The following is a 15,760-nucleotide window of genomic DNA, read 5'->3' as shown; positions in this document are numbered from 1 at the left end:
GGAAACAAAATTGCGGAAGTAGCTCAGTTGGTAGAGCGTCAGCCTTCCAAGCTGAATGTCGCGGGTTCGACCCCCGTCTTCCGCTCAACAGAAATCACGCTCTTCATAGTGTGATTTTTTGTTTAACGCCGACTTAGCTCAGCGGTAGAGTGCTTCCTTGGTAAGGAAGAGGTCACGGGTTCAAGTCCCGTAGTTGGCTCAGAATTAATAAAAACTTACTGTTAACCAGTAAGTTTTTTATTTTTTCTAATCCATAAATTAATCTTAATATATGATTTTATAAAAATAAATCAAATCATATTTCGTTCTGAAAGCTAAATTTACTTAATGGTTTAAAATAATAATCTAGTCTAAGCTTCTTACAAGTTTTAATATTATTTTAATTAATCATAATATCCACTTCAAAATACTTTAATGATAAGTCTTTAGAAATTCTGAATATTCAATGTAAAAGTTTTCTCAAAATAATTCCGCTAAAGGATTTTGGAATTTTCATTAAATTCGTAATAAATATATTGGTAATGAACATTCTTTTACTAGAAGATGATCTAATTCTCTCCGCAGAACTGAGCAAATTTTTAGAGTCAAATAATTTTAACTGTGATAAGATTTATGATGGGGAAACTTTCCTTCGTCAGATCAAAAATAATTCTTATGATTTGTATTTGCTGGATATTAATGTTCCGAAAATTAACGGTCTTGATGTTTGCCAGACCGTTCGTTCTTTTGACAAAAATACGCCTATCATTATCATTTCGGCTTATGGTGATATCTCAGATAAAAAAGATGCTTTCACCAGATTGGCAGATGATTATTTGGTAAAACCTTTTCAGTTTGAAGAACTATTGTTGAGAATAAATTCCCTGCTAAGAAGAAAAGTTCCTTCTGAAAATATTGATTTGGATATTATCAGAGTTGATGATTTAATTATCAATAAAACAGAGCAGAAAGTGTTTCGTGCCGGAAATGAGATTGCATTAACCCTGAAAGAATTCCAACTTTTGGTCTATCTCGCAGAAGCACAGGGGAGAACAGTCTCAAAGCAACAGATCACAGAGAATGTATGGGAACACAATTTTAATACCAATACCAATACGGTAGAAGTATACATTAATTTTCTCAGAAAAAAGATTGATAAGGAATACAAGGTAAAGCTAATTCACACAAGATCCGGATTCGGATATTATCTAAATCCTTTGTAGATGTCATTAAAAAGAAAGATTGCGCTTACTTTAAGTATCTCTTTTTCACTACTCTTCGGTGTGGTTTTAATTATCATATATGTTTCATTCAACGATTTCAGGCGAGAGGAATTTAAGGAGAGATTTATAAGAAGACTTGGTTTTACCACCAATTTTATTTCAAAGTCTAAAAATTTTGAGCAAGAAGCTCCTATTTTTTTTAATGAAAATTCAGATAATTTTCTTCTTAATGAAACTATTTTAATATTTAATGCCCAAAAACAGTTAATTTATAGCACAATAAAAGATGAAAAAGTAAGCTGGGATCATCAGCTTCTGGAGAAACTGGATACTAAAACTGACATTTACCAAGAAAATACCTCTCCCGAGATTTATGCTGCCCTGAAAAACATCAATGAAGAAAATTATTATATCCTTACATACGCTTACGATACCAACGGAAAATCTAAGCTGGCGTATCTTAAATATCTGCTTATAACAGCATTTATTACCTGTACCTTGTTAATAGGATTTTTTAGCTATTATTTTATGGGAAAATTTCTCAAACCACTTGAAGATCTGAATAAAGAAATTTCTGAGGTTACCGCACACAAGCTTACTACACAGATTGCTGCAGAGGAACCCAATGATGAGATCAGTATTCTTGCTAGATCATTTAATACCATGATCGCACGACTGAATGATGTCTTCCAGTCTCAGAAAGATTTTACTGCGAGCGCATCACACGAAATCAGAACTCCGATTACAAGAATGGCTTTTCAACTGGAGAATTTAATTAAACTGGAACAGCATACTCCTGAAACGCTTTCTTCTTTGCAACAGATGTTGAAAGATATCTATCAATTGTCAGATTTAACAAACTCGTTGTTACTACTCACCAAATTTGATAAAGAAAATATTCAGACGATTTACGAAGAAGTGCGAATTGATGAAGTGATTTTTGAGTCTTTTGATATTGTACAAAAAAGTTATCCAAACCTGAAAATGGATTTTGGTATTTCTGAAGTAACGCATGAAAATGCTTTTTTAACCCTCAAAGGAGTGCAGTCGCTTTTGGTTATTGTTTTTATAAATTTACTTAAAAATGCAGCGGTTTACTCCAGTAATGCTGTTGCAAAAATTTTAATCACCGAAAACGAAAAAATTCTTTTGGTCGATATTCTTTCAGAAGGGAAAACAATTTCTGAAGAAGAGCAGCCAAAACTTTTTGATGCCTTTATGCGGGGAAATAATTCTCAGAATATTTCCGGTTCGGGTCTAGGTTTAAGAATAGTCAAAAGAATTCTGGAATATCACGGAGCTGATATTTTGTACTCATCCCCCTCTGAAAACATGAATAAATTCAGTGTTGTGTTTAATAAATAAATGTGTCAATTCCTACAAAAGATTTAATCAACTCATGCACATATCTCTGTAAGATCTTTAAATATTTTATCAGATGTATGCTTAACAGTTTATTGACTGTTAAAAATCCCAAAACAGGCTTTGATGAACAGGATTTCAACATAATTTCAACCCAATTGGTAATTTAATTTTTTTTTAAGCCTGCTTTAAGTTCGTTTTAATCAAGCAGCCGCACTTTTGTCATCAAAATTGAGAGAATGAACAAAATTGCAGGGCTGTTCGTTGTAATTTCTTCGGTGATTTCAGCACAGCAGCAAATGTCGCTTTTGGAGTGCGAAAATGCCTTTCAGCAAAATAATCTTCAGCTTCTAGCCGAGCAATACAGCATCAATATGGCAGATGCAGATGTTTTACAGGCTAAAATCTGGGAACTTCCACAGATGAGCGGTTATATAAATGGTTATAATCCAGAAGACAAAAGGTTTTTGGATGCAGGAAGAGCAAAAGGTTTCGAAGTGACCCAGCTGATTTACATGGGTGGTAAAAAGAAAAACGAAATTGCTTTTGCCAAATCTAATAAAGAACTGGCTCAACTTCAGTTTTCACAACTTTTGGTTGAGCTTAGAACCCAGCTTCGTACCAATTACTACAATCTTTACTACGAAAAACTTAAGCTTCAAAATGTTAGTAAGCAGTTGGGTTACATGAACGATCTTTTGAAAGCATATAAAGTGCAGTCTGCCAAAGGAAATGTATCATTGAAAGATGAGGTGCGTTTGCAAAGTATTGTGATTCAATTGAATAATGATAAGGTCGAAATTAATAAAAATATTCTGGAATTTGATCAGAACTTAAAGGTTCTTACTGGAATTACAAAAGGTATAGAACCTCAAATTTCAGATGATGAAGTAAAAGAAATACTGGCTTCACAACCATTTGGTGACGAGGAAGAGCTGAAAAGAAAAGCGTTAGAAAATAATGCAGATTATTTATTTGGTTTAAAGCTTATTGAAAACGCCAAACTTTACGCTTTATGGCAAAAATCAATGAATGTTCCTGATCTTACTGTTGGAGCTGAATACGATCAGGCTTCCGGAACTTTTAATAACGAAATCAATCTGAAAGTCGGAATCCCGATTCCTTTATGGAAAAGCAATAGAGGAAATGTGGAAAAAGCGAATCACGCCATTAAGCAAAATCAAAAAAATGCAGAATTTCAGAAACTTGATTTGGAAACAAAAGTAGAATCAGCCTTTCATACCTGGAAAACTCAATATGAACAATTAGCTGAAATAAAATCTACCGATTTAGACAATCTTGATCTGGTTTACAATGGAATGCTTAAAAATTTCAGAAACGGCAATGTCAGTTTGATTGAGTTTACCGATTTCATGGAAAGTTACCGGCAGACAGCCCTTCAGATTTATGATATGAAAAACGGACTTGTGCAATCTGCTGAACAGCTTAATCAATTGGTACAAACTAAAATCTTCTATTGAAATATAAAACTTGTGATCTTTCCTGCTTTAGCGGAATTAAAACAGCATCTTATTTAAAATCTTTGCGCCCTTTACGTTTAAAATAATAATCTAAATGAAAAAAATAATTATACCCCTATTTTTAGCTTTCTTTTTATGGTCATGCTCAAAGCCTGAAATTGCAAAAGCACCCGAGCCGAAAGGTTTTGAACTGAGCAACACGATGCTTGAATCTATTTCCACGGCAAAAGTCGAAAACAGATTGATCGAAGATTATTACAGTTTTTACGGTAAAATTGCAGCAGATGCCAATTCTTATATTGATGTGTTTCCTTTAGTGGGCGGAAATGTAATGAGTGTGAATGTTGAGCTTGGTGATTATGTGAGAAAAGGTCAGGTTCTGGCAACGATCAGAAGTACAGAATTAGCCGAAATTCAGAAGGAGATAAGTGATGCAAAAACAGATTTGGTGGTGGCAAAAAACAATCTAAGAGTGGCAAAAGAAATGTATGAAGGAAAACTCACTACAGAAAGGGAAGTTCTTGAAGCCAAGAGTGAATTGCAGAAAGCAGAAGATCAATTGCAGAGGGCAAGTGCTGTAAGTACGGTTTACAATGTAAAGAATGGGAACATTTACAGTGTTTTGTCGCCTATCAGCGGATATATCGTGCATAAAGATATTAATAAAGACATGCAGCTGAGAAGTGACCGAAGCGAAAATATTTTTGATGTTGCCAATACCACCAATGTTTGGGCAATTATGAATGTTAATGAGTCTGATATTGATAAAATAAGCCTCGGAATGCCGTCTCAGGTTTCTACTCTCTCTTATCCGGATAAAATTTTCACCGGTAAAATCGACAAAATATTTAAAATAATTGATCCCGAAACCAACGCAATGCAGGCAAGAGTGGTTTTGGATAATGCCAACGGATTGTTGATTCCGGATAGTAAAGCAACCATTAAAGTGTCAAAATCTGAAAACAAAATGGCACTTTCCGTTCCTTCGAAAGGGGTGATTTTTGATGATGACAGAAGTTATGTTGTTGTTTTTAAATCAAGAACTGATGTGAAGATCAAGGAAATTCAGGTGTTGAAACAAGTAGGAGACATCACATACATTTCTGAAGGTCTTCAGGAAGGTGAAAATGTAATTACCAATAATCAGTTGCTGATTTACCGTTCATTAAAAAATTAATCCTGTAACCATTAAGGTACCTGAAGCAATAAGCAATTAAGAATTAACCTGATTATTTAACGATAAAACCACAAGCATCAATTTGATGTTTCTCAATTCAGTTTTAAACTTCATTGTTCTTAATGGTTTTAAATTCTTTAGATACAATTAAACATTAGGGATTAGAAATAAAGCTAAACCTAATATCTAAACATCTGTCCAAATGAATAAATTTATCAAAAATATCATCGCATTCTCACTCAAAAATAAAGCTTTTACCTTCGTTTGGGTAGGGATTTTGGCGATTGCGGGATTTATAAGCTTCAAAAATATGCCGATTGAGGCTTTTCCTGATGTTACCAATACCCAAATTGTCATCATTACGCAATGGGAGGGAAGAAGTGCAGAAGAAGTAGAGCGTTTTGTAACAACGCCGATTGAGTTGGCAATGAGTCCGGTTCAGAAAAAAACAAGTGTAAGAAGCAATACGATGTTTGGGCTTTCTATTGTTAAAATTCTTTTCGATGATGGAGTTGATGATATGTTTGCACGGAATATGGTCAACAACCAGCTCCGAAATGTAAGTCTTCCCGAGGGTATTGATCCCGAAGTACAGCCGCCTTATGGACCGACCGGAGAAATTTTCAGATATACCTTAGAAAGTAAAACCAAAGATTCCCGAGAACTTTTAACATTACAGAACTGGGTGATAGACAGAGCACTTCGTGGTGTTCCGGGAGTTGCCGATATCAATGTTTTTGGCGGTCAGGAAAAAGTTTTTGAATTGAGTACGGATCCGAGAGCGTTGGATAAATATGGTTTGACACCGCTCGAAGTATATGAAGCAGTTACCAAAAGCAACTTAAACGTAGGAGGTGATATTATTGAAAAAAACGGACAGGCCTATGTAGTAAGGGGGATTGGTTTAGTTCAGTCTACGGACGATATTGGTAACATCACTATTCATAATGATAATGGGAACCCTATTTTAGTAAAAAATGTAGCGGAGGTTCATGAAAGTTCTTTACCCAGAGTGGGACAGGCAGGTCTTAACAAGGATGATGATACTGTGGAAGGAATTGTAGTGATGAGAAAAGGTGAAAATCCGCGTGAGGTTCTGGTGGGTGTAAAAGCTAAAATAGCAGAGCTGAATGAGAAAATTCTTCCCAAAGATGTCAAAATGGTTACCTTTTATGACCGCGATCATCTGATGGATTTTACTACAGAAACGGTAATGCACAATCTGCTGGAGGGGATTATTCTTGTAACAGTCATTGTTTTGATTTTCATGGCAGACTGGCGTACGACGCTGATTGTTTCTATCATCATACCTTTATCGCTGCTTTTTGCGTTTCTATGTCTGAAAATGGCTGGGATGAGTGCCAATTTATTATCACTTGGAGCTGTAGATTTTGGGATTATCATTGACGGAGCCGTCGTCATGGTCGAAGGGATTTTTGTAATGCTCGACCATAAAGCTAAAAAATACGGTCCTGAAAGATTCAATAAAATGGCAAAAGCAGGTTGGATCAAACAAACCGGAACCGGTTTAGGGAAAGCTATTTTCTTTTCAAAATTAATTATCATTACTTCCTTAATTCCGATTTTCTCATTCCAGAAAGTGGAAGGTAAAATGTTCTCTCCTTTAGCATTTACGCTTGGTTTTGCATTATTGGGTGCTTTAATTTTTACCTTGACTTTAGTTCCTGTTTTAACGCATTTATTGTTAAATAAAAATGTAAAAGAGAAAAATAATCCGTTTGTAAATTTCTGGGACAGAATTGTACTGAAAGGTTTCAGCTTTACATTTAAACATAAAAAATTAAGTTTAATTGCAGCGATTTCGTTTATGGCGGTTGCTTTATTTTCAGGTAAATTTTTGGGAACAGAATTTTTACCACAACTAAATGAAGGTTCACTTTGGATCACTGCTGAAATGCCGATGAGTTCATCTTTAAAAGAATCTTTGAAGACAGCCGACATTTTGAAGAAAGACATTATGAGTGTTCCTGAAGTAACCGATGTTTTGGCGCAAACCGGACGAAGCAACGACGGAACTGACCCGAATGGATTTGGTTTTGTACAGTTTGCAGTCAATTTACAGCCTAAAGATGAATGGAAAAGGAAAATCAGTTATGATGAGCTGATTGAAGAAATTGATAAAAAACTCAGCAATTATCAGGGGATTACCTTCAATTATTCACAGCCAATTTCTGATAATGTTGCTGAAGCTGTTGCAGGATTTAAAGCAGAAAACGGAATTAAAATTTATGGTGATAATCTTCAGACTTTGGATGATTTATCTGAAAAAGTTTTAAAATCAATAAAAAATGTGGATGGAGTTCGTGATGCCGGAATTATTAAAAATATTGGTCAGCCGGAAGTGAATGTCGTTTGGGACAGAAATAAAATGGCAGCTTACGGAGTAATGCCAGAAGACGCACAAACTGTTCTGGAAATGGCTTTTGGAGGGAAAACAGCTTCCGAAATGTATGATGGAGAGAAAAAGTTTCCAATCCGACTACGTTATTCTCAAGAATATAGGAAAGATGAAAATGATATTGCTTCGCTGATGATTCCTACACAGGATGGAGCAATGATTCCACTAAAAGAAGTGGGAAACATTGTGAAAAATAATGGGGCTGCATTTATTTATCGTGATGATATCAAACGGTATATCGGGGTGAAATTCTCTATCCGTGATCGTGACTTGGGAGGAACGATTGCCGATGCACAAAAAGAAGTTTCAAAAATTAATTTACCGGAAGGATATAAAATAGGGTGGACCGGTCAGTTTGAAAACCAGCAGAGAGCAACTAAAAGATTGACTCAGGTTGTTCCGATCAGTATTCTTGGGATATTTTTTCTTCTTTTTATTCTTTTCGGAAACATGAAAGATTCTCTTTTGGTTTTAGCAAATGTACCTTTTGCATTAATCGGCGGAATCATTGCTCTGCATATCACTAAAATGAATTTCGGAATTTCTGCAGGGGTAGGAATGATTGCTTTACTGGGAATTTGTATTCAGAATGGTGTCATTCTCATTACGGAATTTCACCAAAATTTCAAAAAAGGTCTCTCATTAGATGATTCTATATTATATGGAGTAAAATCCAGAACAAGACCTGTCATTATGACTGCTTTGATGGCTTCCATTGGCTTGCTGCCTGCTGCATTATCTACAGGGATTGGCTCAGAATCTCAAAAACCTTTGGCGATTGTGATTATTGGCGGCTTAATAACAGCAACGGTTCTCACACTGCTTATTTTTCCTATAATTTTCTGGATTTTTAACAAAAGTAAAAGATCTGAGTTAATATAGAATCTTTTAAACTGATTTAATGACATTGTGTTGCAGTCAATAAATTATTTTTAATTAAAAGAAAAGATAAAAAGTTTAGGTAATTATGCTTGAAGCAATTGAGGCGCAGTAGAAATCTAACTGCGCCTCTGCTATGATAAATTTGTGTCTGCTGAAATTAAAATCCTAATCCTATAGCAAATCCTCTTACGGCATTGGGATATGATGATAATGATGTTGCTGCACCTGTGGTTGTGTTGATGGTATAAATGTTTGTACTTGTTCCAACGGTAGCAACTAAATAAGCTTTCTGGCTCATGCTTCCGATGTCAAAACCACTAGCTCCGTCAATATTAATTCCTAAAGCACCTCTTTCTACCAATGTTCCGTTATTTGGCGGATCCTGCAGATATAATTTATCTGTATTGGTATCAATCACAAAAAGCATAGTAGAAGTTGCCCCTGCAAAATTATTGGTATATGCTGCTGCACCTAAAGAAGGAGTTCCGGGATTAATGATTCCGTCTACCGCAGAAATAGTTCCGTCATTCGGATTGAGCCTTAAATTCTGTCCTGTATTGCTCACTACTCTTATTCTGTCAACAGTAGGGTTAAAGTCAAAACCAAACTGAGTTCCCGATAAAAGCGTTGGAAGCTGCATTCCAACTTGTGTAGCTGCACCGGTTCCCAAATTTATGGTGTACATTCTGCTCATACTTCCCATTGCATACAGCTGTCCGTTGGTAGGTCTGAAATCAATTCCAACAATATTTTCTCCGGTTTGCAATCCGGTGATTGCTTTAGATACAGGCTGTGGATTATTTGGATTGAAAATCTGTAAAGCATTCGAGTTATCTACCGCATAAGCGACAGGATTAGTCGGAATTGCCAGATCAATAACTTTTTGCGAAAGTGAGCCGATAGCTGTAGCTTTGCCACTATTAAGATCCACAGTATATAGATTATTCTGAGTTCCGGTTGTGGCTGCCATTAATGCAATTTTATTATCTGGATTGATGTCAAAAGCTGCCTGCCCTGAAAAAGTGATGCCTAAACTTCCCACTTCTACCAGTACGCCATTGTTTGGAGGATCTTGTTTAAACAGTTTTCCTGAATTTACATCCAAATCATAAAGAATAGTGGAAGAAGCTCCGGATACACTGTTGGTATAAGCAACTCCCATTATTGAAGAGGACGTGGCAATACTTGTGTCTGTGGCAGCTAAAGCACCGGTTTCAGGATTGAGTCGGAGATTTTGTCCGGTATTGGTAACCAGTCTTATTCTGTCAACGGTAGGATTAAAGTCAATAGAAGCTACAGATCCTGAAATCATAGGACTGAATGCAGTATTGCTTACTAATCTTGCTCCTCCCGTAGAAATGTTAATAATGTAAAACTTACTGGCGTCTGAAACCGCATAAAGCTCACCGGTTGCCGGTCTGAAGTCAATACTTAGTAATTTTTCGCCTGACTGGATTCCGGAAATAGTTTTTGTAGAACTAAAAGAAGCTGAATTATTGGCATTGAATGACACCAATTGATTATTATTGGTTAATCCGTAAACCATAACATCTGGTTTCATTACGTCTGTTATAGGTTCCTCCATCATTACATTGTCATCATCGCAAGATATTGCCGAGACTAAGGCAAATGCCACGATTGAAGAGTAAAAAAGTTTTTTCATAATAATTTAATTTTAAGGTTGTATGGTCATTTACGAAAGAAAAATTGCCGTGGATTTTCAGCGGGCAATTTTTTTTTATGAATTTTTTGTTTAAATTTGCACTTCTGTTTACGGAATGATGAGGTTTGTGACTTTACTGGGTTTGAATATTAAATTTTTTTTGATAAAAAGATTTTGGTATATAAAAATTCATTATATTTGCACACCGAAAATTTGAATAAAACAATAAAATAAATAATTTAAATCATGGCAAAGGAAACGTTTAATCGTAACAAACCACACTTGAACATTGGTACTATTGGTCACGTTGACCATGGTAAAACTACACTTACTGCAGCTATTTCTGCTGTATTAGCGAGCAAAGGTCTTGCTGAGAAAAAAGATTTCTCTGCTATTGACTCTGCTCCTGAAGAAAAAGAAAGAGGTATCACTATTAATACTGCTCACATCGAGTACGAAACTGAAAAAAGACACTATGCTCACGTTGACTGTCCAGGTCACGCGGATTACGTAAAGAACATGGTAACTGGTGCTGCTCAGATGGACGGAGCTATCGTTGTGTGTGCTGCTACTGACGGACCAATGCCTCAAACTAGAGAGCATATCCTACTTTGTCGTCAGGTAAACGTACCTAGAATTGTTGTTTTCATGAACAAAGTTGACATGGTAGATGATGCTGAGTTATTAGAGCTAGTTGAAATGGAATTGAGAGATTTATTGTCTACTTATGATTTCGACGGTGATAACTCTCCAGTAATTCAAGGTTCTGCATTAGGTGCACTTACAGCTGCTACTTCTAGCCCGGTTAATACTGAAGATCAGTGGTTCAAGAGCGTTGAAGCTTTAATGGATGCTGTTGATACTTGGATCGAAGAGCCAACAAGAGATACAGATAAGCCATTCTTGATGCCGATCGAAGACGTATTCTCTATTACAGGTAGAGGTACTGTAGCAACTGGTAGAATTGAAGCTGGTATTATTAATACAGGTGATCCTGTGGATATCGTTGGTATGGGTGATGAAAAATTAACTTCTACAATTACAGGAGTTGAGATGTTCAGAAAAATCCTAGACAGAGGTGAAGCTGGTGATAACGTAGGTCTATTGTTGAGAGGTATTGAAAAAACTGACATCAAGAGAGGTATGGTAATCGCTAAGAAAGATTCTGTGAAGCCACACAAAAAATTCAAAGCATCTGTATATATCCTTTCTAAAGAAGAAGGTGGACGTCACACTCCATTCCACAACAAATATCGTCCTCAGTTCTATGTAAGAACTACTGACGTTACAGGTGAAATCTTCTTACCAGAAGGTGTAGAAATGGTAATGCCTGGTGATAACTTAGAAATTTCTGTAGAATTGTTACAGCCAATCGCTCTTAACGTAGGTCTTAGATTTGCGATCAGAGAAGGAGGTAGAACAGTTGGTTCAGGTCAGGTTACTGAAATCTTAGACTAATCATCTTAATATAATAAAGTTCCGTAAGGAAGCTTACGGAACTTTTTAATCTACGGGCATCGTCCAATGGTAGGATACCGGTCTCCAACACCGTTGATCAGGGTTCGAATCCTTGTGCCCGTGCAAATATAAATTATGAGTTCATTTGTCGATTTTTTAAAAGGTTCTTATAACGAATTCAGACATAAAGTAGAGTGGCCAAAATGGGCAGATCTACAGTCTTCTACAATTGTAGTAACTGTAGCAACTGTAATTTTATCACTTTTTACTTTTGGAGTTGATGAATTGTTTTCTAAAGCAATCAGCAACATTATAGGAATACTAATCAACAGCTTCAACTAATAAAAGATATTTTCCATAATGAGCGAATTGAAATGGTATGTGCTGAAAGCAATCAGCGGACAGGAAAATAAAGTGAAAAACTACATTGAGACAGAAATCAAACGTTTAGGTTTTGAACAGTATGTTACTCAGGTAGTGATTCCTATGGAAAAGGTTATTCAGCTTAGAAATGGGAAAAAAGTACCAAAAGAAAGACCATATTACCCTGGTTATTTAATGGTAGAAGCAGATTTAATGGGTGAGATTCCTCACGTTATTAAAAATATCCCGGGAGTAATATCTTTCTTAAGTCTAACAAAAGGAGGTGATCCTGTTCCAATGAGAAAATCAGAAGTGAACAGAATGCTGGGTAGAATGGATGAGCTTTCAGAATTTGCTACTGATGCAGAAATTCCATTCATTGTTGGTGAAAACGTAAAAGTAATTGACGGTCCTTTCAATGGATTTAATGGAACAGTTGAAAAGATTCTTGAAGATAAGAAGAAAATTGAAGTATCAGTTTTAATCTTCGGAAGAAAAACTCCAATGGAGTTAAGTTATATGCAGGTAGAGAAAGTATAAAATATACTTATAGATATTAAAAGCCACTTATTGTAAAATAAGTGGCTTTTTTGTTTGTTAATTCTATATCTTTTTTATTTGCTATTCAAAATATTTTTCATAATTTTGCAGTCCGAAAGTAGGATTACTGTATGTGAGTAGGTAACCTGCTGAATAATAAATGCTTCCAAACTCATTAATTATTCAAATTTAAAAAATAAAAAATGGCTAAAAAAGTCTTTAAAATGGTAAAACTTCAGGTGAAAGGTGGCGCTGCCAACCCTTCTCCACCAGTAGGTCCAGCTTTGGGTTCTGCAGGTGTGAACATCATGGAGTTTTGTAAGCAATTTAACGGAAGAACTCAAGATAAGCCAGGACAAGTTTTACCTGTAGTAATTACAGTATACGAAGACAAATCTTTTGAATTCGTAATCAAAACTCCTCCTGCAGCAATCCAGTTGATGGATGCGGCTAAAATCAAGGGTGGTTCCGGAGAACCAAACAGAAACAAAGTAGGTGCTGTATCTTGGGCTCAGGTTCAAAAGATCGCTGAAGACAAGATGACTGACCTTAACTGCTTTACAATGGATTCTGCTGTTTCTATGGTTGCAGGTACTGCAAGATCTATGGGATTAAGAGTAACAGGAACTAAACCAACTTTTAACGCTTAATACTTAAAGAAATGGCAAAATTGACTAAAAAGCAAAAGGAAGCTTTAAGCAAAGTAGAAAAAGGAAGAATCTATAACCTTGAAGAAGGTTCTACTCTTGTAAAAGAGGTGAACACTGCAAAGTTTGATGCTTCTGTAGATATCGCTGTAAGATTGGGTGTAGATCCAAGAAAAGCAAATCAAATGGTAAGAGGGGTAGTATCTCTTCCTCATGGTACTGGTAAAGATGTTAAAGTTTTGGCTTTAGTAACTCCAGATAAAGAAGCTGAAGCTAAAGAAGCTGGTGCTGATTATGTAGGTCTTGATGAATATTTACAAAAAATCAAAGACGGTTGGACAGATGTTGACGTTATCGTTACGATGCCGGCTGTTATGGGTAAATTAGGACCATTGGGTAGAGTATTAGGACCAAGAGGTTTGATGCCTAACCCAAAATCAGGTACTGTAACGATGGAAATTGGTAAGGCAGTAACTGAAGTAAAAGCTGGTAAAATTGACTTTAAAGTAGACAAATACGGTATTATCCACGCTGGTATTGGTAAAGTATCTTTCGATGCTGCCAAAATCAAGGAAAATGCCCAGGAATTGATCTCTACTTTGATTAAAATGAAACCAACTGCTGCTAAAGGTACTTATGTGAAGAGTATTTATTTATCTTCTACTATGAGTCCGGGTATTGCAATTGATACTAAATCTGTTAACTAATTATAATCCTTAAGACAATGACAAAAGACCAAAAAGTTGTAGCAATACAAGAGATCAAAGATTTGCTTCAGGATGCTAAAGTAGTTTACGTAGCAGATCTAGACGGTTTGAACGCTGCTAAATCTTCTGATTTCAGAAGACAGGCTTTCAAACAAAATATCAAAGTAAAAGTGGTGAAAAATACACTTTTGCAAAAAGCAATGGAGCAGATTGAAGGAGTAGATTACTCTGAAATGTTCCAGACTTTCAAAGGTAACTCTGCATTAATGATTGCTGAAACAGCTAATGCTCCTGCAAAATTAATCAAAGACTTTAGAAAAAAAGAAGAGAAGCCGGCATTAAAGTCTGCTTTTGTACAAGAAACTTTCTATGTTGGTGACAACAATCTTGATACTTTGGTAAGCATCAAGTCTAGAGAAGAAATGATCGGTGAAATCATCGGATTACTTCAGTCTCCAATTCAAAGAGTTGTTTCTGCTCTTCAAAATAAATCTGAAACAGCGGAAGCTAAGGCTGAAGAAGCTGCACCTGCTGTAGAAGAAGCTCCGGCTACTGAAACTCCGGAAACTCCAGCTGAAGAAGGAGATGCTCCAGCTGCTGAATAATTACACTCAAAAAATTAAATAAATAATCAACAAAAACATTACAACAATGTCAGATTTAAAAAATTTAGCTGAAACGCTAGTAAACTTAACAGTAAAAGACGTAAATGAATTAGCTGCTATCCTTAAGGATGAGTACGGAATTGAGCCAGCTGCTGCTGCTGTAGTTATGGCTGCAGGTGGTGCAGGTGAAGCTGCTGAAGAAAAAACTGAATTCGACGTAATTCTTAAGTCTGCAGGTGCTTCTAAATTAGCAATCGTTAAATTAGTAAAAGATTTAACTGGTGCTGGTCTTAAAGAAGCTAAAGATATCGTAGATGGTGCTCCTGCTCCGATCAAAACTGGTATCTCTAAAGACGAAGCTGAAGCTCTTAAGAAGCAATTAGAAGAAGCTGGTGCTGAAGTAGAATTGAAGTAATTCATTTTTTACAATATTTGAAGCTGTTCCTACCCGGAGCAGCTTTTTTATTTAATACATATTTAATACAGTATAATTATCATTGATAATATGAATTTTGTCAAACATTTGTGCTGTAATACTTTGGGTATAGTTTCGTACCTTTGCAAAAACATAAATATTATAACAGCTGCTCTTTTAGACAAGAAGTCAAATAAATATTGGAATGACAAGAATGTAAAATCTTTGTCTTTATTTTTATTGTTATTTGTTTCTTTCTTCAACAGCATATTTGCTCAAAATGTAGATGAGCCTCAACAAGCTCAGATATACGTTTCTGAAGGAGCTTTTTTATATTCTGCTGATCCAGGATTTATTAAACAGGTTACTGATAAGACTGTAACATTAAATAAGTCAGAAGTCAATCTTACAATCTCTGCTGACAAAACAAAACTTACTGTTAATGGAGTACAGCCGAGTAAAGTAATTATTGAAAAAGACCTTCATAAAGAAAGGTCTGCCAAGACTAAATCGGATAAAAAACTTTTAGCTAAAATTAAAAGTGATCTTAAAAAGAGGAAAATTATTAATGACAGGTTTAATAATATACCTTCTGACGAGCATCTGAATACGGATAGAAATGTAAATACTTCCTTTGTTCAGCAGACATCTTCGTACAATTTTCTAAAATACAACGAGAAAACAAACATCAGTTTAGAGTTTGTTTACAACCAAAAGTATACATTGTATAAAAATGTATGCTTCACTTATCATTTTACTCCATTTCATTCTGTAAGACCTCCCCCTGCTTATGCATTCAGTTGTTAAAAACAATCTGAATATAATGCAATCTGAATAAA

General features: G+C 35.6%; 14 protein-coding genes and 3 tRNA genes. 16 read left to right on the top strand and 1 reads right to left on the bottom strand.

What is annotated here, in order from left to right:
- The first annotated feature begins 12 nt into the window (after positions 1–12).
- From FOL89_RS16470 to FOL89_RS16440, 7 genes are all read left to right on the top strand, one after another.
- Positions 13–85: transfer RNA gene (locus FOL89_RS16470), tRNA-Gly, on the top strand.
- Positions 86–127: 42 nt separating this feature from the next.
- A tRNA-Thr gene (locus tag FOL89_RS16465) sits at positions 128–199 on the top strand.
- Positions 200–521: 322 nt separating this feature from the next.
- Complete coding sequence (locus FOL89_RS16460; RefSeq protein WP_144283859.1) at positions 522–1,202, top strand: response regulator transcription factor; 681 nt, start codon at positions 522–524, stop codon at positions 1,200–1,202.
- The gene (locus tag FOL89_RS16455; RefSeq protein ID WP_144283858.1) at positions 1,203–2,567 is read left to right on the top strand and encodes a HAMP domain-containing sensor histidine kinase; all 1,365 of its coding nucleotides are present in this window, start codon (positions 1,203–1,205) and stop codon (positions 2,565–2,567) included. It abuts the gene before it with no gap.
- A 236-nt stretch (positions 2,568–2,803) separates the two neighbouring features.
- Positions 2,804–4,045, top strand: a complete 1,242-nt coding sequence (locus FOL89_RS16450; protein ID WP_144283857.1) for a TolC family protein — start codon at positions 2,804–2,806, stop codon at positions 4,043–4,045.
- 94 nt (positions 4,046–4,139) lie between these two features.
- Positions 4,140–5,222: an efflux RND transporter periplasmic adaptor subunit gene (locus tag FOL89_RS16445; protein WP_144283856.1), complete on the top strand. Its 1,083-nt coding sequence runs from the start codon at positions 4,140–4,142 to the stop codon at positions 5,220–5,222.
- Positions 5,223–5,424: 202 nt separating this feature from the next.
- Positions 5,425–8,523, top strand: a complete 3,099-nt coding sequence (locus FOL89_RS16440) for an efflux RND transporter permease subunit (protein WP_144283855.1) — start codon at positions 5,425–5,427, stop codon at positions 8,521–8,523.
- 157 nt (positions 8,524–8,680) lie between these two features.
- On the opposite strand, the gene FOL89_RS16435 is transcribed toward FOL89_RS16440, so the two are convergent.
- Positions 8,681–10,186, bottom strand: coding sequence for a DUF4394 domain-containing protein (locus FOL89_RS16435; protein ID WP_144283854.1), 1,506 nt, complete (start codon positions 10,184–10,186; stop codon positions 8,681–8,683).
- A 246-nt stretch (positions 10,187–10,432) separates the two neighbouring features.
- Here FOL89_RS16435 and tuf point away from each other — a divergent pair, with 246 nt between their 5' ends.
- The 9 genes from tuf (at position 10,433) to FOL89_RS16390 (ending at position 15,728) form a co-directional block, all read left to right on the top strand.
- Positions 10,433–11,644, top strand: a complete 1,212-nt coding sequence (gene tuf / locus FOL89_RS16430; RefSeq protein WP_144283853.1) for an elongation factor Tu — start codon at positions 10,433–10,435, stop codon at positions 11,642–11,644.
- A 52-nt stretch (positions 11,645–11,696) separates the two neighbouring features.
- Positions 11,697–11,767, top strand: a tRNA-Trp gene (locus FOL89_RS16425).
- Between the two features lie 12 nt (positions 11,768–11,779).
- Positions 11,780–11,986: a preprotein translocase subunit SecE gene (gene secE / locus FOL89_RS16420; RefSeq protein WP_089745513.1), complete on the top strand. Its 207-nt coding sequence runs from the start codon at positions 11,780–11,782 to the stop codon at positions 11,984–11,986.
- A gap of 18 nt (positions 11,987–12,004) precedes the next feature.
- The gene (nusG, locus tag FOL89_RS16415) at positions 12,005–12,547 is read left to right on the top strand and encodes a transcription termination/antitermination protein NusG (RefSeq protein ID WP_034679142.1); all 543 of its coding nucleotides are present in this window, start codon (positions 12,005–12,007) and stop codon (positions 12,545–12,547) included.
- A 203-nt stretch (positions 12,548–12,750) separates the two neighbouring features.
- The gene (rplK, locus tag FOL89_RS16410) at positions 12,751–13,197 is read left to right on the top strand and encodes a 50S ribosomal protein L11 (protein ID WP_034679146.1); all 447 of its coding nucleotides are present in this window, start codon (positions 12,751–12,753) and stop codon (positions 13,195–13,197) included.
- A gap of 11 nt (positions 13,198–13,208) precedes the next feature.
- Complete coding sequence (gene rplA, locus FOL89_RS16405; protein WP_144283852.1) at positions 13,209–13,901, top strand: 50S ribosomal protein L1; 693 nt, start codon at positions 13,209–13,211, stop codon at positions 13,899–13,901.
- A gap of 17 nt (positions 13,902–13,918) precedes the next feature.
- Positions 13,919–14,506, top strand: coding sequence for a 50S ribosomal protein L10 (rplJ, locus tag FOL89_RS16400; RefSeq protein ID WP_144283851.1), 588 nt, complete (start codon positions 13,919–13,921; stop codon positions 14,504–14,506).
- Positions 14,507–14,552: 46 nt separating this feature from the next.
- Positions 14,553–14,921, top strand: coding sequence for a 50S ribosomal protein L7/L12 (gene rplL / locus FOL89_RS16395; protein WP_144283850.1), 369 nt, complete (start codon positions 14,553–14,555; stop codon positions 14,919–14,921).
- A 90-nt stretch (positions 14,922–15,011) separates the two neighbouring features.
- Complete coding sequence (locus tag FOL89_RS16390) at positions 15,012–15,728, top strand: hypothetical protein (RefSeq protein ID WP_144283849.1); 717 nt, start codon at positions 15,012–15,014, stop codon at positions 15,726–15,728.
- The last annotated feature ends 32 nt before the right edge of the window (positions 15,729–15,760 follow it).

The sequence above is a fragment of the Chryseobacterium echinoideorum genome, from assembly GCF_007474535.1.
Taxonomy (GTDB): Bacteria; Bacteroidota; Bacteroidia; order Flavobacteriales; family Weeksellaceae; genus Chryseobacterium; species Chryseobacterium echinoideorum.
The sequence above is the reverse complement of the archived record's forward strand: the minus strand, read 5'-3'. Positions and strand labels throughout refer to the sequence as shown.